Raw genomic sequence first — 20,881 nt, 5'->3', positions numbered from 1 at the left:
GTTCAACATAAGTCCTGAGCAATTATATTTTAAGCTGCTCAGGACTATTTATTCTTGTGTTGGTTATTGGAAGTAAACATGCGTCAAACGACATCACCCAATCTACTAAAGCATCGCCTTTGGTTAATCGTCCCAGCAGCTTTAATGGTTGGTATTTTCTTTTTATATCCTTTGGTTTTTTCACTCTATTCAGCCATTACATTAGACGACGGCGGTTTTACGCTCAGCCATTTAAACAAAGCCTTTGATCTTTATTCAAAAGACATTCTCTTCACCATCATTATTGTATTGGTCTCAGTCGCTATATTGGCAGTTCTGTCCATTACCATCGCCGCTCTCATTACTTTATCGCCTTTTCGTTCTTTGACGAAGACACTGGGCTTTCTTTATCGTTTGCCTTTATTCATTCCCTTTATCGTCACAGCGCAAATGATGCGTACCTTTTTAGCGAAAAATGGCTTAATGAATAATGCTTTTGTCGCCTCGGGCTTACTAACGCCCATGGACACCGTATCTTTCCTTGGTTGGAGCGGCATTATTATTACCTTTGTCTGGAAGCAATTGGCCTTTTCAACCTTATTAATTTCTGGCGCCATGGCCGCATTAGACGAATCGCAAATTCGCGCAGCCCGCAATTTAGGCGCTTCACGCTTAAGTATTTTGTTCCAAATTATCTTGCCACAAATTACATCAACGCTTGGTGTTGCCATGGTTCTATCCATTGTCACCATGATGTCCGTATTATCGGTTCCTCTCATGATAGGAACAGGCTCACCTACTATGATGACAGCTGACATGGCATTTCGTATCAATTCTTATGGCGATTACCATGTAGCAAACGCACTAGGTTTAGTGTCCTACTGTATTTGCGCTGGATTGGCTTGGTTTTATTTACGCCAAAACCTCAAAGAAAAAGGGGCTAACTAATGAGCTATCCACAAACCAATAGCCTGCTAGCAAAAGTGAATATCCGCTATTTGCGTCCGAGTTTCTGGCTACAATGTGTCTTTATATTGTTACTCGCACTCGTCCTATTCGGGCCAATCATGAACTTACTAATTTGGACAGTAACGGAAAGTTGGTATTTCCCACATGCGTTACCTAGCCAATGGGGATTTAAATATTGGCAGCAAGTATTTAACCCATACAGCGATGTTTCAGGCTCATTATTTACCAGTTTATTGATTGCCGTGCTCACCGTTGTGGTTTGTTTGATTGTCTCTATTCCAGCGGGTTATGCACTCTCTAAACGTAGCATGCCATTCCGAATTTTCTGGATGCTGCTGTTTTTAATCCCTCAAGCATTTCCAAACCTAACCGTGTACATGAACATAGCTAGATTGTTTTATGATTTTGGCTTAAACGGTACCTTATTGGGGGTGATCATCGTCCATAGTGTTCATGGATTGATGTTTTCTATTTGGATCAGTGTGGCGGCATTTTCATCGACTGACCCTATGCTAGAGCGCGCATCACGGAATCTTGGGGCTGGACCTTTCTACACCTTCTTTCATATTGTATTGCCACAAGCAGCACCAGGCTTAATTGCCAGCAGCATATTTGTCTTTTTGGAATCTTTAGATGAATTTACTGGCACTTTCTTTGTTGGTTCACCGAATATAACGACATTGCCACTTTTACTTTACACTGCCAGTATGGAAGGAAACTATCAGATCGCTTCAATCACCGCATTGATCCTTCTTGTCCCTTCCATCTTATTTATGGTCATTATTCATAAATTTATGAAACCAGAAATGCTGTCTAAGCTCGGAAAATAAGGCTATGAAAAAAGAAACAGTTTCACGGCGGCGATGGTCGACATGATGCGGATTAGCCATTTGAATTGGATTGGGTTCACTTTCTTTAACACGTGGAAGCCAATGAAAGCCCCCACGACCAATCCAGGTACCGCGTACAAGCTGGCTTTTGTGCTCTCGACAGACAGTAAACCAAGGCTAATATAAAATGGCAATTTCACCACGTTCATAATGAAAAACGCCCACGCACGGGTGCTGACATAGGTCTTCTTATCCAGCTTTTGCTCCAATAAGAACAGACTGAATATCGGGCCTGCTGCGTTGGCCATCATGGTGACAATACCACCTATAAAACCCATCGAATAAGCGGCCAGAGGCTTTTGCATAAAGGACGTCGGACGGTAATCTAAATAAAGTCCCAACGCGATCATCGCAATAATCATCACGCCAAGAAAACTCACAAACTGCTCCGCATTAATATTCGCTAACAAATGGCTGGCAACAAAAACACCTAAAAAAGCCAATGGCAAAAATCGCGCTAGCACCGACCAAGCGATTTTAGATCGATAACTAAACACCGCCATAATGTCGGTAATAATATACAAGGGCAATAAGATGGCTAACGCCTCGGGGCCTGGGAAGGCGATCATCACAATGGGCAACACCAGCAACCCCATTCCGCCGATCGAAAACTTCGAAAAGCCACTGATCAGTCCAGCCAGAAACAACACAATAACCGTAATATCCACGTTCTCTCCTTCAAATAACTTACGAGATAACTCGTTTTTATGCGTGCAATAATACGGCAATTAATGAACAATAAATAATCTCGTTTAATTATTATAATGATCACAAATAGTGATCAAGTGTGAGACTTATGAAACTGGACCAACTCAGGGCTTTTATTGCCGTCGTTGAAACCGGAAGCTTTCGTTCCGCTGCAGACGCCATCCACAAAACTCAGCCTGGAATCAGTGCGGCAGTAAAAGCATTAGAAGAGCAATACGGGATTTTATTATTCGATCGTAACAGTTATCGGCCTACGCTGACCGCCGAAGGTCATGCCTTCTTTTTACAAAGCCAAAAGCTCATGTCACAAGTTTTGCAATTGGAGAACCTAGGTCATGACCTTGCTCAAGGCACCGAAGCGCCACTTCATCTCTGTTTAAGTCAAATGGCGTTAGACAATGACTGCATGTCACGAATCAAAGCCTTTCAAAACCAACACGCGGATATCGCCTTAGACATCACCACAGATCACCTTTATGGCGTGCAAGAAAAACTCGCCAAGAACAAATGCGAGATCGCCATTGGCCCAAGGTACGGTCTCGATGACAGACATGCGTTTATCGAACTGAATAAAATCACCATGATCGCCGTAATTAGTCCAGAATTACTCGCCACGCTCAACACAAGCGACACCAAGATCAAGCAACAATCTCTTTATGCCATTCCCCAAATTTTAGTCAACGATACGACGGCCAACGCCTCAGAAAATGGCCACAGGTTCGTGTTACCAACAGGCAAGCGCTGGTATGTGAACGATTTCCAAGCAAAGAAAACCTTGTTGGTGCATGGGCTTGGTTGGGCGCGAATGCCAAAACATTGCATTCAGACAGAATTGAATAACGGACAGCTGGTGCCAATTGAAGTGGAAAATTTCACCTCACAGAATCAGCTGCCCATTTTTATGATCCGCTTACGCCACCAAACTCAGAGCTCTCAGGCGAACCTATTTTGGGAAATGATGAAAAGCCTTAACAGTTCGGGAAGCGATCTATAAAGATTAGATCTTATTTAATGCCCAATCATAATCTAAGAAGCGGATGGTCATATCTTTGTCTTTCAACTTCTGAATCTCTTCAGAGGTTAAAGACAAATCCATTGCGTGATCGACTAAAAATTGCTCCAGCGATGAATAGCCCTGCCAGCCTTTTTCGAAGTCTTCTCGATACCATTTGAAAATGGAAGATAGCCACAACTTGCCGCCATCTATTCGGTTTCGACTGCGATCTTGCAAGAAAAGTCGCGTTTGTTCGTCTAGCTGAGTATCTAAACGCTTGCCTGTGTAAGCTTCATTTCGCAACGAAGGACAACCGATACTCGCGCAATTCACCGCAAAATGAATGCGTGGATCCTGATAATGATCGGAACCGCGAATCAAGGTATGCTCAATATCATCCAAAGAGCGAGTTTCGCCCAGTAGCGGAATAAAAGATTGACTCCATGGCGAACGAAAGAAGCTCCCCAAATCTTTAATCGAGTCCAGATCTGGCCACTTGGTAAGAATCAAATCAACCGTCCAAGCGTTATAAGCATTGATCAAAAAAGCCAATTGCTCGTCTTTGGACCAGTTATCAAAATCAGCGTTATCGACTTGAGACAAATCCGCTAAATAGCGATCCAGTTGTGCCTTATCATCGGCAAAGCCTTGATAATCCACTTGGCTTGCCTGACCACCATTGAGCGGCAACACATGCTCTTTTAGCAATGTGTCCCACTGGCTATGATCAAATGCGTTTGCCGCGCTTACCTGAACACTGAACAAACCAGCGAAGGTAAAGCTCAATAGCGTGAAAACCAATAAGCGAAGTTTATTCATCACATTAACCTCGACGCCAAGCATGGTATTTTTCCAGCCAATTCAAGATACGCTGTGGCGCGTGCGCACGCTTCCACTCGCCTGCGGCGTATTTATTGGCTTCCGCCCATGTTGGATACGTATGAATGGTGCCGAGCACTTTATTCAGGCCAAGGCCGTGTTTCATCGCCAATACAAACTCAGCCAACAAATCCCCAGCGTGCTCACCGACTATGGTCACACCCAAGATCTTATCTTTACCCGGAACGGTAAGCACTTTGACAAAACCTTTGGCGGCACTGTCGGCAATGGCGCGATCCAGATCATCTAATTCGTAGCGCACCATTTCATAAGCAATGCCTTTGTCTTTGGCATCTTGTTCACTCAAGCCAACGCGAGCCACTTCAGGGTCAACAAAAGTGGTCCAAGGAATCACTCGGTAATCGACACGGAATTTTTTCAGCGAGCCAAACAAAGCATTCACCGCGGCATACCAAGCTTGGTGCGACGCCACATGAGTAAACTGATAAGGGCCTGCCACATCGCCCGCGGCAAAAATATTTGGATAGAGCGTTTCCAGATAATCATTGGTGACGATGGTACCTTTGGTCTCAATACCCAGACTTTCTAAACCGTAACCTTCCAGCCGCGCTTCACGACCCACTGCACAAATCAGAGCATCAAATTCCACAACAGATTCTTGCCCATCACGCTCAACGATCAAACGCTTCACATCGCCTTCTTTCTCACAGCGCAGCGCATTGTGAGAAGTCAGCATAATCACGCCATCTTGAATTAGGCTTTCTTGTGCCAGCTTAGACACTTCTTCGTCTTCTCGCCCCATAATACGAGCCGAGCGTTCCACTTGTGTCACCTTGGACCCTAAACGAGCAAAGCTCTGCGCTAATTCACAACCAATCGGGCCACCACCTAAAACCACAAGGCGCTTCGGCGGCTCATCGAACTTAGCAAAGGCTTCCCACATGGTATCGCTGGTGTAATAACCCACCTCGTCTAAACCTGGTAAATTCGGAATGAAAGGCCGAGCGCCGGTTGCCAACACAATACTGCGCGCCGTCAAACGTTGCGTGTCGCCGTCATTTCGTTGAATTTCCACCGTCCAAGGATCGATCAATTTGGCGTAACCTTGCACCACATCGACGCCCATTTTGCTGTAACGCTCAACGCTATCGTGAGGCTCTATTGTTGCGATCACATCGTGAATTCGCTGCATGACTTTTTTGAACGAAAAGGTCGGCTCGCTGCTGTTCAACCCGTAGTTTTCAGCATGGCGCATTTGATGAGCGACTTTCGCACTTTTGATCAATGCCTTACTCGGAATACAGCCGTAATTTAAGCAATCGCCCCCCATTTTATGAGCTTCTATTAGCGTCACTTTGGCTTTTACCGTTGCCGCAATGTAAGCACTTACTAAGCCACCAGCACCTGCACCAATAACAATTAAATTACGATCAAAAGATTTTGGCTTGCTAAATCCGGCATACACTCGTCGCGCTTTTACCACGTCGACGATTTTCTTCGCGATAAGCGGGAAAACACCCAACAACACAAAAGACAGCAGCAAAGATGGCGACAAAATACCCGACAAACTTTCTAACTGCCCCAACTGAGTTCCCGCATTTACGTACACCAAAGTGCCCGCGAACATACCGATTTGGCTTACCCAGTAAAAGGTGAAAGCACGAATCGTTGTCAGCCCCATCAACAAGTTAATTAGAAAGAAAGGGAAAATAGGCACCAAACGAAGGGTAAACAAATAAAAGGCACCGTCTCTTTCGACGCCTTCGTTAAATGCGGTTAGACGATTGCCAAATCGTGACTGCACCATGTCTTGTAACAAATAACGAGATACCAAAAACGCCAAAGTCGCCCCAATGCTGCTGGCAAAGGATACGATCACGGTTCCCCACAGCAAGCCAAATAACGCGCCTGCCGCCAAGGTCATAATCACCGCACCGGGCAAAGACAAGGCTGTAACGATAACGTACAAGAGCAAAAACCCGCCACCCACCAACAAAGGGCTTTCATCTCGCCATGTATCAAACTGTGCAAGGCCAGATTTCAAACCGTCTAGTGTTAATAACTGGTTCAAATCGAAATAGAAAAAGCCCACTGCCAATGCGGCAATAAGTACCAACAATCCAATTTTCTTCATTAGTAGAACTCCGAAAGAGTTTTTGCAACTCCATATAAAACCAAACAATCTTGCTATGCGAAACCGTTTACGACTAATGCACTCATCAATACTATGTTAGAAAAGATTCAACGCGCGTATTCCTAACCAATGCCACTCTTGTCATTCCCACGAAGGCGTTCTCTTGTCATTCCCGCGAAGGCGCTCTCTTGTCATTCCCGCGAAGGCGCTCTCTTGTCATTCCCGCGAAGGCGCTCTCTTGTCATTCCCGCGAAGGCGCTCTCTTGTCATTCCCGCGAAGGCGTTCTCTTGTCATTCCCGCGAAGGCGTTCTCTTGTCATTCCCGCGAAGGCGGGAATCTATCTCTTATGTCCATAGAAAATAACCTTATTTAAACAAGACCACTGTATTCACGCCTTCGCGGGAACGACGCTGAATGAAGTGATGGCTCATGCAAAGCTTCTATGTATAGAGGTTAGACTCAACCTAGCCCTAAATTATTACAGTAACGACTAAAATATTTTTAAGTTATGAGAGTAAGGCAAAAAACAGAATGCTGCACTTAATTACAAAAACGGATTGAGTGAAGGAGAAGACAAAGAAGATTTAAAAGGAAGAAAAGGCCGCGTTTGGAAATACAAACACGGCCTATCGAAAAATACGCGCAAAGCCTACGAGACTGTTCTAATACGTCCTGCCCACAAGCTAAACAACACACCAAAACAGCAAATACACAAGATCAATACAACCAAACCAGAAAGCCCATAGGCAGCAATGGCTGTAGCAAACGTCGGCGGCCCAACCGTCGCACCAAGGTTACCAAACTGTGCCAGTAAACCATAACCTTGCGCTTGCTCACTTGGATTACGAGCAAGGGTTGGGATCATTGCCAAAGCGGAGCCTGGCACCATACCAAGGAACAACACCATCGCGCCAACCACCAGACAAAACAGTTCTGGCGAACCGCTAATAAGAGACAGCAAAAGCACACAACTGGCCACACCACAATACGCCATCAAAGCAACCCTTTGTGGTCGCATCAAATATTGTGCAATTGCCCCTGCGAGAAAGGTGCCGCCTGTACTAATCAATGGCAACACCACCATCATCAATTTTTGTAATGTCGAATCACCAATCAAACCGGGTACATAAGTCAGCACCGACACCAAAGTGCAGGTATAAAACAAGAATACGCAGCTTGGTAACAGAGCCCGAGGATTCTGATAGATTTTAGCCATCTGTCTTAAAAATCCATCCTGCATTTCCGTCACAGGAACCAAATCCAAGACCGGATTCTTTCTTAGCTTGAAAAACAACACCACACCGATTGTGGTGATAAAAAGTCCATGGCTTAAAAACAAAGTCTGCAAACCGTATTGGTCTAAAATATTTTTTCCAGCCCAACCACATAGCGCAAACGCAACACCAAAGAAGGTGCCCCAAATTCCCATGGTTAAAGACTTATGATTTGATGCACTTAATTTGGCAATCAAAGTCGGCGCCGCAACCACCACGCCCAATTGCGAAAAGCCTTCCAGCATTCGTGTCACGAATAACACATTAAAAGTTGGCAACGTGGATTGAATCAGAGACAGACTGCCGCCCAGCAACAAGGCACCAACCAACACCTTCAAATAACCAAACCGACTGGCAATCATGCCCGCCGACACCCCGAAGATTAAGCCAGCAATACCAACCGCAGACAACGCTGCGCCTGTTGACGTCGGCCCCATTTGATAATGCTCAAGCAAACCATCAAACGATACCGAGAACTTCGCAAACTGCATCGCCGCAGAAATACCTGCTACCCACAATAAAATAACGTTTAGCCACTGGGTTTTCGGCTCAGGGATAGATGATTGAAAAGAAGAGTTTGGCATCTCGCTTCCTTATTAGAATGAAAATTAAGCCATCGACCAAGAAGATGCACTTAAAAGCTGACCTAACGGACAAGTTGTGGGCGCTATTCTAAAACAAAAAGCACCAAAAATGGGCAGGTATTTCTATTAAAATAAGGAATGGTCTGACAAACTCTCTGCCAGACCATTAAAGGAAAAACTAAACCTACTGAGTGACAGCTGTTAATTCGGCTTTTCTCAGCTCTTTCATGCGCAAGCCGATGTTGCCGAGGATGAGCATCAAGCCACCGATGATTTGGTAAGCGGTTAAGCCCATATCAAGGAATAGCCAGTTGATCGCAGCGGCGAAGACAGGGAAAGACAGCTCAGCTAAAGTAGCGAGTTGCGCAGGGACCGTTTTTAAGCCTTGGTAATAGAACCACATGCCGATAAAGCCACTGAGTAATGCCATTACCACTAATAAGCTTAAGTCGATCGATGTCATCACCTTCAAACCATCAGACTGCGCCAATGCCATCGGTAGCAACACCAATAATCCAGCAACAAAACGGCCTGACATAATCGCGTTGGCAGGCATATGTTGGTAAGACAAGTATTTGCCACAGACCGTGGCCGCGCCCCAAGCGATGACTGCAATCAGGGTATAACCGTAACCCTTCATGATGCTTAACGTATCATCTGAGTAATGCCATTGCGCGTCGCCTAGTTGACGCAAATCCGGCCACATCATCACAAAGCTCCCCATTAAAATCACCGCAGCCCAGCGAACAAATTGTCCTTCAATGCGCTCTTTCAATAGCCAATAAGCCAGCAAAATCGCCACGATTGGCTGTAGTTTTTGTAGCAAGATAACGACCGTTGGATTCAAATAGTGAAAGGCCTCGGTAAATGCCAAGGTGCCCATAGCCGAACCGATACCACCAATAAAAAACAAACACGAAAAACCGCTTATCGACATATGACGATAAACATGGCGATAGCGCCACAGCATAGGTGCGACAAACAGCACCAAGGTAAGGTGTTCAATTAGGACTATTTGCAGTGTGGAATAACCCGCCCCTAATAAAGGGTAGCGAATTAAGGTATCTAATGCCCACGTGAAACACGCGATCATGATAAAAAATGTGCCTGCCATCTTTGGTTTCTCCAAATAAAATAAGATGCACAGGGGTGATGAGAACGAATAGTACCAAGATCTGCACACGAAAATGCACAGTTCAGATACACCTAACCAACCATTAGGCGTAACAAAAGCTTGGTCGACTTCTATCATCCGGACTATGACCGTCGGCTCTGGAGTCTCACCAGATCTGCTGACCTTTGTTTATAAAAACAAAGCGCTCGCGGGCTGTTGATAGATTCTTCAATCTAGTCAAATCACCGCCGGTGGGGAATTTCGCCCCGCCCCGAAGTTCGATTAATGTAAATATACATTTGTATAAAAATATATGGCTTAACTTTAAACGCATCCCGCTCTTTAGGCAATAAGCGCAACGTACGTGTTTATGAAATGCTGTATTTACTAAACAACAAAAACCTGACCAAGTATCCAATATTGATATACACTGACTCACCTAAAAATTCTCTTACATTGAATAGGAAGATTTCAATGCAAACCTCGTCCAAAAGCGGCATCCTTTACGCACTAACGGCATTCACCTTATGGGCCATCGCACCGATTTACTTTAAGGAAATGTCATTTGTTCCCGCGACAGAGATTCTTGCCCATCGAGTCATTTGGTCTTGCGTCATTGTCCTCGTGCTAATCGTCCTATTGCGGTACACCAATGCCTTAAAAAAGGTATTAAGTTCACCTAAAATCCTGATGGCCATGCTGATATCAACCCTCCTTATTGGCTTGAATTGGGGCACGTTTATTTGGGCAGTACAAAATAACAAAATGCTAAGCGCCAGCTTGGGTTATTACATAAACCCGCTCATTAGTATTTTATTGGGTATGATTTTCTTCAAAGACAAACTGGATAAAGTGCGCAAAGCGGCAGTGGTTTTATGTTTCTGCGCCGTGGTATTTGAAGTTATCCAATTTGGTTCTTTACCTTGGATTGCTTTAATTCTAGCGATGACCTTTGGCTTTTATGGCTTAGTTAGGAAAAAGATTGCGGTGGATAGTTTTACTGGAATGGCGATTGAAACTGCCATTATGCTGCCTTTGGCTCTTACCTATTTGATACTCAGCCCTTCACCAAGCGCTAACATGTTTGAAAACAGCGCAAGCGTCAATTGGCTACTGTTTGCAGCTGGCCCAGTCACTATGGTTCCGTTGATGTGCTTTGCGGCAGCGGCAAACAGAGTCAGCATGGTGACTCTTGGCTTCTTCCAGTACATCGGACCAACAGGCATGTTTTTTCTAGCGGTCTTTTTGTATGACGAGCCACTTAGCGCCGAAAAACTCACCACTTTTGTACTAATTTGGTCGGCATTGGCAATGCTGATTATAGACTCTATTCGTCGTATTCGAAAAACGAAACCCGTACTTACTGATAAAGAAGCAGTCTAGCTTCTTAATAAACTGATGGGATGGGAGCGAAGTGCGTGATCCACTTTCGCTCATTCGTAAAGACTGAAGATTCCCCGTAATCAACAAGGAAGCATCGCGGTAACGCGTAGGCCTCTCTTTTTATTGATATAAGAAGCTCTATTGTTAGAAACATCTTCAATAAGGTGACTTCTTTCCATGAACATTAATATCCAAAAAACCTTTGCTAAAACATTCTCAACGATCTTTTTTACCCTCGCAGGCTTTGTTGTTTTCGCCAGCTTCGCCGGAGCTTTCAGTGAATACAATCACGGCGAAAGCCTCACCCAAGTGATCATTAAGATCATCAACTCTAACATCATCGCCATTGCCGTATTTGAGCTGGCGATGGTGATAAATAAAGAATACGGCAGCGATAACGAGCATGACATTATTGTTTTATTACGACGAACCTTGCCGAGGTTTATCGGTACAGTTTGTGTTGCTATGGCATTAGAAGGCTTAATTATGGTGATCAAATACAGCCAGCTCGATATGGCGGGGAACTTGTATTACCCCGTAGCCATTGTTGCTAGTGCAGGGTTCTTGCTTATCTCTCTTGGCGTTTTTCTAAAATACGCACCTCGAGAACATTAATTTGTTAAAGCTTGAGGAACTGAAAAAAAGCGTCCATAAAATGACCTTATGCAGCACCATAAGGTCATTAAAATTATGGTGTTTTTTTTGTTTCTTTTTTAGCAATCAAGCCTCACAATCGCGGCATGTTTAGCTACTGATTATTACCAAATGAAGATCATCTCTTTTGACGCCCTAAGAACACTACATTTACCCCAGGTCCGCTACATCAAACCTGAATCTATGTACGACCACCTTGATGAGATCAAAGAAGCCGACTGGCTATTATTTCCTCAATACTGGCAGCTTAATGCATTAGTTCACGGGCTAAAAAAGCGAATTTTCCCTAGTCTTGCTACTTATATGATTGGCCACGACAAAGTAGAGATGACTCGAACTTTTCGTACCGTTGCGCCACTGCAGCACCCCTATACAATTATTGCGGCGAATACGCCCTATGAAGCGGAAAAAATTTGGGATGAAATGCCATCGCCTTTTGTCGCTAAAATCCCTCGCAGCAGTATGGGTAATGGCGTTTTCTTGATAGAAACCATTGGTCAGTGGCGTGATTACCTTGCTCAAACCGACGTATTGTATGCGCAAGAATATCTACCAATAGACAGAGACATGCGTGTTATTTGGGTGGGCAATAAAATTGTCAGTGGTTATTGGCGTCTGCAGTCAGACAATGGTTTCCATAACAACATCAGCCAAGGCGGGCAGGTGGAAGTTGCCTTAATACCAAAAGAAGCGCAGGACTTAGTCACATATTTAGCTGAATCACTGGACATTAATCATGCCGGATTCGATATTGCCATGGTAGGTTCTACGCCTTATGTGATTGAAATCAATCGCATATTTGGCAATCAAGGTTTGCCCAATATCCAACATGATGTAAATACAGAGCTGCTTAATTACCTCAATGAGCAGCATTTGCTATCAATGACCACTTTCACAGATCAGCCAATCGGATTTTGATTCTTTAATGAATCTTGCAAAGAAAAACCACTCTTTGCAAGATTCATGCATCAAATCACCACCGCACCAACGCCGCTGTAAACCTATCAGTACTGACTGCTATTTTTACATGGAAGCATCTAAGCGATTACTTAACTTGCCTACCCATCAAGATCATCCGATCAAGCGCAGTGTTCAAAGACTTGACGACCTCAGGTTTGATACGAGTGTAAGCCGTACAGTCATTAATCGCTGCGGCGTAGTCTGTGAAGAGCTTTTTTTCGGTGTAGCGTTCGTTAAGGTGAGACGCAAACGTTTTCTTTTGTCGATCAAACAGCGTCTGCATTAGTTTCGCCTGAACGGCATTGCCGCCATACATGCTTAATAATTTTGGCGTAACCACATCATCCTGCAGGAAGCTTCTATACGCAGATAAACCACGGTGAACGACAGCCATGTCTTCCGAGGAATAATGATCGGCATAATCATCCAGCTTGGAGTCAACAAATTCAACCAAAGCAACGCAGGTATTCAGCTTGTTGATAGACGGATTCGCGGCCCATACGGAGGAAAGCGAATACAGTAACCCAACCATAAAAACTAGGTATTTGGACATACTTAGCCCTTTCGTTTTTTATAATTATAGTGGTAATGAGTATCAGGTATTTCTTACTACTATAATGACAATTCAACTGTGGGACAATCAGAGATAACGCGCTCTGTTGAAGGTGGTAGATCTTTATCACCATACACGAAGTTAAGTCACAGTAGTAACATCGGCCACCTTTCATGGTTAAAGTCCATGCCAATACGGCAATAAAAAACCACTAACACTTTAAGGCGTTAGTGGTTATTTAAGCATTTATGTGACCAAAACAGCGTAAAGCCGAATGATTAACCAAAGTTAGCTTGCCAGTGTAAAGCGCTCCATGGTTTGTTTCATCGCAGCACTTTGCCCACTTAGCTCTTCCGCTGCGGCAGCGCCTTCTACAGAACCCGCCGCATTTTGCTCAACCACATCACCAACTGATGCCATCGCTTGAGACACTTCGTTTACCGCCAATGCTTGCTCATTACTCGCCGCAGCAATTTTCGCCACTATGGCCGAGGTTTCATTAATACCATCGAAAACATCTTTAAGAGATTTATCGGTACTTTCTGCAATAGCAACGCCATTCGCGGTCTTACTGGATGACAATTGGATCAACTTAGCCGTTTCAGCAGCCGCACCGGTACTTCTTGACGCTAAGCCACGCACTTCATCGGCAACCACCGCAAAGCCACGGCCTTGCTCGCCCGCTCTGGCAGCTTCAATGGCCGCATTTAATGCCAGCAAATTCGTTTGCTCTGCAATTTCATCAATGGTCTTAATAAAACCGGCAATACTTTCGCCAGCGGCTTTGATTTCATTCATTGCCACTATCATGGCCCGCATCTGTGATTGGCCTTCCACAACTGCTTTTTGAGCTTTATCAGCTAGCTGATTCGCCTCTTTAGCACTTTCAGCGTTTTCACTCGTTTGTACTGACAACTGTTCCAATGCCGCAGAAATTGTTTGTAGATTATCTTTCTGTTGAGTCGCACCTTCGGCAAGAGAGTGGCTGAAAATAGAAACCTGTGAACTACCCGCTGCAATTTGCTCCCCAGCATTTTGAATATCCAACAGTATAGAGTTAAGGTTTTTCACCATATCTTTCAAAGCTCGTCCTAAACTGTCTTTGTCAGAGGCTAATACAACTGTAGCAGTCAAATCGCCATCTGCAATTTTTTGAGCCAAAACCGCTTTCTCTTTCAAGCTTGCCACCATGACTCGAATAGCAGCATATAAGCTGGTTTCTTGTTCATTATTGCTTGGTAACTGAACTTCCAAGTCGCCTTTTGCCACGCCTCTTACGACTTGCGTGACCAAAGCAGGATCGCCACCTAATTGCGATGTGGTTGAACGGGTAATTAGCCAAGCAATGAGAGCCCCCAATAAGATGGCTATGACAACAGACACTTCAATAAGCACGATCGTAAACTCATTACTTTCGGTCAACTCGGGGCCAAGTTTATCTTGCTCGTTTTTAATGGATAACTTCAGGTCTTCTGTCATTTTTGTCACAACATTACCGATTGGATTCAATACATCATTCACAATCGCATTGCGATCTAATATAACAGCAACGGTTTGATCAAAGGCTTGCTTATAAATCACCATTTCTTGAGAAACCAAGTTTAATAAGGCCTTATGGGCTGGTTTTTGCAGCTCTTGATCAAGCTTCTGCATTTCCGCATTAAGATCAGTCACCTCTTGAGTAACCCTCTCAACAGCCTCAATATCGTTGGATTCTAGAAACTTCAGTACATACAAACGCGCGAGCAATAAATGCCTCATCGAAAGAGAAGCATGAAATGCCGCGTTAACATTGCCATCCTCTTTGGCTGAAATCAGTATTTCAGTCAGGTTTTTCTCAATCGTCGGACCTTTAAGGTTTAACACTTTTTCAACTAATTCGTTTCTTTGCCTTTTTAAATTCACCACCTCTTCAAAGCCATTAGAGTAATTGGTCATTGACTCTTCTAGCTCCTGTATAATCTTCAAGTCTTCGGGTGATTTAAGGTCTGTCGCGGCCTCATCAATGAGCGTCTGAGTTTTACCCCAGTAATAGTCAAATGCTTCTTTATCTTTTTCACTTCCGGTCGCAATATAGCTTTTCTCATCCATACGGACCATCAGCATATTTGCTTGCACCCGACCTACGGCATTCGTTGCCCTTGCCATCGATCGGTATTCATCAAAACCGCTCGATGCCTTGTTAAGAGCAAAAAATGCCGTCGTGCCAATCAAGGCTAAAAGACTAACAACAACGGCGAAGCCTAAATAAAGTTTTTGAGAGAACGAGAGCATATCCTTTTACCCCTAAGAGACAGTGATTAAAAATCAAACAGCTTACAACTGTACAGTATATGTGCAATTGTGAAAATAAATGTGTTTTTTGTCAATGTAACGGATAAAATTCTGGATATTTTTAAAAGTCGCCCAGAAGAGGGCGACAGAAGGGTCAAGAGGCAATATTAGGCGCTGTTTTATTCAGTCTTTTTGGCTGTTTTTCCCAACGAACTTTGACTTCAAATTGCTGGCTGTCTTCATCTTCAGAGGCAGTTACTTTCAAGCGCAGTAATCCATTTGGATTAAGCAATAAAGCACCTTCCTTTTCATCACTAAATTCCAGTTTTCCTTTGCCCAACCCCTTGGAAAGCGCTTTTAATACATCCTGAATGTCTTCTGGGTTTAATAGCGCTTCGTGTTTAAATTCGGTTTTTGATTTCATAATGATTCCGCGTAAATTCCTTGTAGTTCAGTAGCAGTCATGACTTTTGCAGTAGGATAGTCACAACTAAGGCCCACAATACCGACATTTTTATCAATTAAGGTGGCGCCTATGCCATAACCATTTAAACCTTCGGCACTTCGAGAATGACAATCTAAGGTGATGTCGGCTTCAACATGCACCAAGCCTTTTTTAATGGTCACTCGCTGGCCTTCTTGGCGGTTAATGTGGCCTTGCACCACCACATGAATACCTGCTTTGTGAATGGCATGTACGCCACGGTGCGTCAAAGGCAGATCTGCGTCGCGGTATTTTGTTCGAAACGTATTGGCGATCGAACTGTAATAGAAACTGAATAAATCACGACGTTTTAGATTCTGATGAAACGCTTTGTTCGCATACTTAGTGCCGTTTTTCAGCAGCATTAGCCCCATGCTGTCGTCCAGCCCGGCATGCAAAAACAAAAAGGAGCCCCGCTTGGCAACCAATTCCATCTTGCGGAAAAACCAGTTGAATTCGCCTTTCTTATGTAAAAACAACTGTTGGCATTTCAACGAGGTTGCGTAGATTTGTCGCAGACTCAATCCTGCTGACAAACAATGTTTTTCAAAGCTATGGTTTTTCGACTCCATTTTTCGCACTTCACGATCAATCCCCTCAGCGGTCAAAAAGCCAGCAGCATGAAACGGAAACGCTTTAAACCAATCATCACCTGGGAATAGCAACTCACGACATGAGTCTTCATCGGGAATTTTTTTATCCCACTTTGTATCCGCTAAATATTCGTCGAAGACTTCACGAAACAGAGGCACGACTTTTTTGCCCATGCGTACAAAAAAGTGCTGGTTACCCACGTCTTTTTTACGCGCCAACGCCAACAAGCCCATCAGTAAACGCAAATCATGATTACCAGCCAACAAGGTGACACGCGCTTTAAGCTTATAAAGCTGTTTTACACTCCGCAGTAATTCTAAGTTGCTGGGACCTTTATCTAAACAATCACCACCCACAATGATTTCAGATCGCTTGCCTTTTTTCGTCAAGGTAAGGTGCCCTAGCCCCGCTTTTTTCTTACGTTCAGCGACACCAGCCGCAATCAAGGAAGCCTCAAAAGCAAGCGCGTCCGCATGAGGATCAGAAATAAACACCACAGAGCGCTTAGGCCAACGTAGTTTATTCTTTTGATAACGCTTAGGCGTATCTTGAGCCGCGAGTACATGGCTGTTCACCGAACTGTTATCACGCGGCCATGTTGTCCAAGCATTTGGCAAACGCTTGATAATGTCCGTATGGTTTGGGTGCTCTGTAATCACAGGGATAGGGCTTTGCATGGTGAAAATTACCTTTTATTTAAAAGTGCCATTAATCGAGCACTTAAGTTTCAATCAAGTGCAGCGATTAATTCATAGGCGCGATCAAAATCGATCTTACCGGTGAGCCGATAAACCTTCACATGCTCAAGTTCATTGCCATAATGCGCCACAGAATCTATGGCGTTAAGATCAGCAAAAGCACCGGATTTATCTTGATAAAACGGCCCCGGACGTTTGCGCAGCCCTTCGATCACTTCCGGCTGAGAAGCCAAATCAACCCTCTCAAGTTGCGTCGACTCAGCACTGTCTAGCGACCAATCCAACATAATGAGGCGAGACAGGTTGCCAGCTAGACGTACGCGGTTTGGCCCGTATTCATCTTCGATTTGCACATCGTATTTTTCTTCCAAAGACCACAGCTCACTTTGTGGCATTTGGCGCAAGGCTTGTTGACGAGACTCAGGCAAAATATGGCGTAGACGATCGGAATGCAAAAGGGTGCCGGGATTCACCCGCGGCAGCTTTGCCAAGCCGATGGTTTGCGTACCTTGTTCGGTCTTCTTAAACAGAATACGGTCGTTGGTGAGGAAATCGCGCTCTGACTGTTCCAAGCAACGCAGCATCAAGGTGGACTTACCACCGCCTGAGCCTGCGGCAATAGCCGTCGTTTCACCATTCACACAAAACGCCGACGCATGCCCCAAGGTAAAGCCTTGACGCAAATAATGATTCAAAAACTGGTTGTTAATAAAATTGATAATCTGAGCCAAATTAGACGAACAAGGGCCAACAGCAACGGTATGATCCGGTCGCTGTAAAAACGTCATGCCGGTTTTAAATTTCTTAATCCAGCGTCCACCAGCCACATCGATGAAACCTTCCTTGCGTCCTTGCTTGCCCTCTTCACGAGGCACTTCTAGCCATTCCAATTCATCGCCAACGACGCTTTGCTCCATCACGTAAAGGTTCAAAGACGTTGTGGTATGGACTTCCGCTTTTAAATAACTGCGATAATAATCGGCGATACCTGCCAACAACATAGCCTCATTAGAATGCACAGTGATAGATAACTCGGCAAAATGAAGTCGAATCGTTTCGGCACACTGACTTAATGCTTCGTTTACATGGGGCAAGTTCAATAAGGTTTTCATCATGATGCGATCTCCTTCTTCTGTAATGTGCCTGTTTGTTGGACACACTCTTGTAAGGCGCATTGCTCTAAAACAAAATCCGCGTACACACTAGCAGCGTCAATATCACAACCTTCTAACGCGCCTTTAAAACCACCAAAAGCCGACACTTCAAAGACCACTGGGCCTTGATCCGTCAAAGCGATGTCCACAGTGGTAAAACTCAGGTCGTAACAGGATTGGGCTCGGCGGCCTAATTCAATCAACTCGGCATCTGGCTCAAACTTCTCATATTTACCACCACTGTTAATCGTGGTGTTCCAAGAATCTTTATTGCCAACACGTGCGTAAGTACAAAGGTATTCACCGCCAACAAACACCATGCCCAAATCTCGGCCATCTAATTTCACGGTTTGCTGAATATAATAAATCGACTGACTCTGACGATACTCTTCCAATGCGTTACGAACAAATTCGTCACTCTCGTCTTCGGTCAACATAATCATGCCGCGGGCTTTAGTAGAATACAGCGGTTTTAAAATCGCTGAACCAAACTCTCTTACGGTGGCAAACGCTTGTTCTGGATTTTCTGTAATGCGCGTCAAGGGCATAGGAATATTGCCCTGTTGCAAGGCCAAGGTGCCACTCAGGCGGTTCACTAAGTTACCGACACTTTGCGTCGGGCTAAACAATTTAACGCCAGCGCGTTCTGCATAGGACAACAGATGAATACGATCTTCTGTGGCAGGTGAATAGACGTCACTGATCTTCTTAATCACTAGACCATCTAAGGTCATCAGATCCAAATTTTTGTACATCAGTTGATTGGTATCTAAACGCAATTCTACTTGGCTCATATCAATCACGGCACGAAAGCCGGTACGTTCTTCAAGACGATCCGCCAATACTTCTGTGGACCATTTTCCCGGGATGCCAATGACCCCGATTCTCGGCTTATTCAACATAAAGCTCCTTAAGCGGTAAAGTAAATGTTTGGGCTTGTTCTGGTGACAGTCTCGCTAAGCACTCCAGCAAATAGCGAGCACGTAAATGCATTCGGGAAGCGAGTTTTTTATCGAAAATAAAACGTGTAGAAGTGGCAAACGAGCGAGCAAGACCCGCGGCTAAGCGCACTTCAAAAGTGATATCTTGCTGGCGAGAGGCAAAACGACGACCAAAGCGATATACCTCTTTGGCGCTTTCCATCATCTGCGTCCGCGTCTCACCACTTAACACTTGTAAGCGATAAATCGAGACCATTAGCACCGACAAATCCTGAACATAATCAAAATAAGACGCACGATGCAGATCAATAAAATACACGCGCTTTTCCGCGTCATCGTAAATCAGATTGTCGACGTTAAAATCCCCATGGGTGAGCACGGAAAACGGCGCTCGCCAACGCGTTTCTTGTATCGCGACGCGACGTATTAACTCATCAAAGCTTAGACTGATGTAGCCACAAATGCGTTCTTCCTCTTTGAAAAACTCAGGATGAACCTTACGACTGTCGCCAATACGCTTTTGCAACTGTCCCATGAAATTCGCTGTGCAAGACTCTGGCGTCAGGCTCACTTTCCACGTTTGGTTCAGGGTTTTAAATAAGGCTTTTAACGCGGCTTTCGTAGCGTCTTGGTCACCGTCGAGCAGCAAAGCTTCCAAGGTCTTTCCCGGAATGTGTTCGATCAATAAAGACGATTGCTCATTGCTGTCATCCTTCTTCCCATTGACTTGAGATGTGCCTGTTTGAGAAAGAACGCTAGGGGCTAATCTAGGATCAATATTGCGCCATTGATTGACGCCAGCCACTTCTTCTTCAATCTTGGCGCGATCGCCTTCTTTGTAAACCGCCAACACCTCTTTACCGGATTCATCCTTATGAGTAATCGCCGCAATAGCACTGCCAGAGCGTGTTAACGCCAAACGGCGAACTTTCAAATCTCGCAGGTCATAATTCAGGTTGGTCGCGCTGTCCAATAAATGAGGGTAATTTTGCAATGTTGCCACTTGGCCGAGATCCGCCTTGATCAAAGCTTCTGCCACCACACCTAATTGCTCGATCAAACGTTTCACACTGACATTGCTAAGAATAGATGCACGCAACTGGTCATCACTCAGGTCGAACTTCGCTTGCAACGTTAACGCTTGCAGCTCGTTATAGCTCACCAGCAGCTTATGCGTGCGTCGACCTAACTTGATACCTGTTCGGCGACGATTGTCACCCACACCAACTTTCACAAGGCGCAAAGCACGTCTGATGCGCTTCACTAACTTGCGGCACTCTTGCCCTACAGGATGCTCGTAACTCTCCTCTAAAGCACCTTCCCGAATACAGTCAAAACAATGTTGAGTCAGCATTTCAAGGGCGATCACCAAGGAATGCATGCCTTTGACCTGAGCGTGAAAACTGGTATTGGCTTTACGACGCTCTAACAACCGCGCCGTTTCAATATCGGCTTTTTCACGTAACGCTTGCACATAACCACGACGACCACGAATACTCGACAGCAGAGCCGTTGAACTGGAGGTAAAAAAAAGCTCCACAAGATGGCAGTGTGTTTCGACTTCATGCAAGAGAAAAGACACATGCTCTTGCAAAGTCGCCACAACTGGGGTTGAAGGCATAACTGTTTTCCCTTATTACTTCCCTTTGACTATACAGACAGTAGAAAGCATCTAGATGACAGTTCTGTGACAATCTGT

At 44.6% G+C, this 20,881-nt stretch carries 18 protein-coding genes and 1 riboswitch; of the genes, 6 read left to right on the top strand and 12 right to left on the bottom strand.

Features of this window, described 5'->3' with window-relative positions; genetic code table 11:
• Positions 1-78: 78 nt before the first annotated feature.
• Positions 79-927 carry an ABC transporter permease gene (locus C1X04_RS00730; protein ID WP_137168902.1) on the top strand — a complete coding sequence of 283 codons (849 nt, stop codon included), beginning with the start codon at positions 79-81 and terminating at the stop codon, positions 925-927.
• Positions 927-1,778, top strand: a complete 852-nt coding sequence (locus C1X04_RS00725) for an ABC transporter permease (protein ID WP_110576525.1) — start codon at positions 927-929, stop codon at positions 1,776-1,778. The genes C1X04_RS00730 and C1X04_RS00725 overlap by 1 nt, the downstream gene beginning before the upstream one ends.
• 2 nt (positions 1,779-1,780) lie before the next feature.
• Here C1X04_RS00725 and C1X04_RS00720 read toward each other — a convergent pair whose 3' ends face one another.
• Entirely contained in the window at positions 1,781-2,506 is a 726-nt protein-coding gene (locus C1X04_RS00720; RefSeq protein ID WP_110576523.1) for a sulfite exporter TauE/SafE family protein, read from the bottom strand.
• 128 nt (positions 2,507-2,634) lie between these two features.
• Between C1X04_RS00720 and C1X04_RS00715 the strand changes: the two genes are divergently transcribed.
• Entirely contained in the window at positions 2,635-3,540 is a 906-nt protein-coding gene (locus C1X04_RS00715) for a LysR family transcriptional regulator (RefSeq protein ID WP_110576521.1), read from the top strand.
• 3 nt (positions 3,541-3,543) lie between these two features.
• Here C1X04_RS00715 and C1X04_RS00710 read toward each other — a convergent pair whose 3' ends face one another.
• The 4 genes from C1X04_RS00710 to C1X04_RS00695 form a co-directional block, all read right to left on the bottom strand.
• On the bottom strand, positions 3,544-4,359 hold the full coding sequence (locus C1X04_RS00710) for a DUF547 domain-containing protein (protein WP_137168901.1): 816 nt from the start codon (positions 4,357-4,359) through the stop codon (positions 3,544-3,546).
• A gap of 4 nt (positions 4,360-4,363) precedes the next feature.
• Positions 4,364-6,514, bottom strand: a complete 2,151-nt coding sequence (locus C1X04_RS00705; RefSeq protein ID WP_137168900.1) for an FAD-dependent oxidoreductase — start codon at positions 6,512-6,514, stop codon at positions 4,364-4,366.
• A gap of 650 nt (positions 6,515-7,164) precedes the next feature.
• A complete protein-coding gene (locus C1X04_RS00700) occupies positions 7,165-8,373 on the bottom strand; it encodes a nitrate/nitrite transporter (protein WP_137168899.1) in 1,209 nt (402 codons plus the stop codon).
• Positions 8,374-8,557: 184 nt separating this feature from the next.
• On the bottom strand, positions 8,558-9,487 hold the full coding sequence (locus C1X04_RS00695; protein WP_110576515.1) for a DMT family transporter: 930 nt from the start codon (positions 9,485-9,487) through the stop codon (positions 8,558-8,560).
• A 122-nt stretch (positions 9,488-9,609) separates the two neighbouring features.
• Positions 9,610-9,771: riboswitch (FMN riboswitch) on the bottom strand.
• A 190-nt stretch (positions 9,772-9,961) separates the two neighbouring features.
• Here C1X04_RS00695 and rarD point away from each other — a divergent pair.
• The 3 genes from rarD to C1X04_RS00680 all read left to right on the top strand — a co-directional run bounded on the left by rarD (position 9,962) and on the right by C1X04_RS00680 (position 12,442).
• Entirely contained in the window at positions 9,962-10,870 is a 909-nt protein-coding gene (gene rarD, locus C1X04_RS00690) for an EamA family transporter RarD (protein WP_137168898.1), read from the top strand.
• Between the two features lie 177 nt (positions 10,871-11,047).
• Positions 11,048-11,485 (top strand): hypothetical protein, encoded by a 438-nt coding sequence (locus tag C1X04_RS00685; protein WP_110576511.1) that lies wholly within the window; start codon positions 11,048-11,050, stop codon positions 11,483-11,485.
• A gap of 150 nt (positions 11,486-11,635) precedes the next feature.
• Positions 11,636-12,442, top strand: coding sequence for a RimK family alpha-L-glutamate ligase (locus tag C1X04_RS00680; protein WP_137168897.1), 807 nt, complete (start codon positions 11,636-11,638; stop codon positions 12,440-12,442).
• Between the two features lie 127 nt (positions 12,443-12,569).
• Here C1X04_RS00680 and C1X04_RS00675 read toward each other — a convergent pair whose 3' ends face one another.
• From C1X04_RS00675 to C1X04_RS00645, 7 genes are all read right to left on the bottom strand, one after another.
• The gene (locus tag C1X04_RS00675) at positions 12,570-13,037 is read right to left on the bottom strand and encodes a hypothetical protein (RefSeq protein ID WP_137168896.1); all 468 of its coding nucleotides are present in this window, start codon (positions 13,035-13,037) and stop codon (positions 12,570-12,572) included.
• A gap of 288 nt (positions 13,038-13,325) precedes the next feature.
• Positions 13,326-15,311: a methyl-accepting chemotaxis protein gene (locus C1X04_RS00670; RefSeq protein WP_110576505.1), complete on the bottom strand. Its 1,986-nt coding sequence runs from the start codon at positions 15,309-15,311 to the stop codon at positions 13,326-13,328.
• A 154-nt stretch (positions 15,312-15,465) separates the two neighbouring features.
• On the bottom strand, positions 15,466-15,735 hold the full coding sequence (locus tag C1X04_RS00665) for an amphi-Trp domain-containing protein (protein WP_110576503.1): 270 nt from the start codon (positions 15,733-15,735) through the stop codon (positions 15,466-15,468).
• On the bottom strand, positions 15,732-17,066 hold the full coding sequence (locus C1X04_RS00660; protein WP_137168895.1) for a metallophosphoesterase family protein: 1,335 nt from the start codon (positions 17,064-17,066) through the stop codon (positions 15,732-15,734). Before C1X04_RS00660 ends, C1X04_RS00665 begins: the two co-directional genes overlap by 4 nt.
• Before the next feature lie 50 nt (positions 17,067-17,116).
• The gene (locus tag C1X04_RS00655) at positions 17,117-18,202 is read right to left on the bottom strand and encodes an HprK-related kinase B (protein WP_137168894.1); all 1,086 of its coding nucleotides are present in this window, start codon (positions 18,200-18,202) and stop codon (positions 17,117-17,119) included.
• The gene (locus C1X04_RS00650) at positions 18,199-19,143 is read right to left on the bottom strand and encodes a GAK system ATP-grasp enzyme (RefSeq protein ID WP_254682300.1); all 945 of its coding nucleotides are present in this window, start codon (positions 19,141-19,143) and stop codon (positions 18,199-18,201) included. The genes C1X04_RS00655 and C1X04_RS00650 overlap by 4 nt, the downstream gene beginning before the upstream one ends.
• Positions 19,133-20,803, bottom strand: a complete 1,671-nt coding sequence (locus C1X04_RS00645; RefSeq protein WP_137168893.1) for a phosphotransferase family protein — start codon at positions 20,801-20,803, stop codon at positions 19,133-19,135. The genes C1X04_RS00650 and C1X04_RS00645 overlap by 11 nt, the downstream gene beginning before the upstream one ends.
• Positions 20,804-20,881 lie beyond the last annotated feature (78 nt).

This window comes from Marinomonas sp. FW-1, assembly GCF_005222245.1.
Classification (GTDB): Bacteria; Pseudomonadota; Gammaproteobacteria; order Pseudomonadales; family Marinomonadaceae; genus Marinomonas; species Marinomonas alcarazii.
The sequence above is the reverse complement of the archived record's forward strand: the minus strand, read 5'-3'. Positions and strand labels throughout refer to the sequence as shown.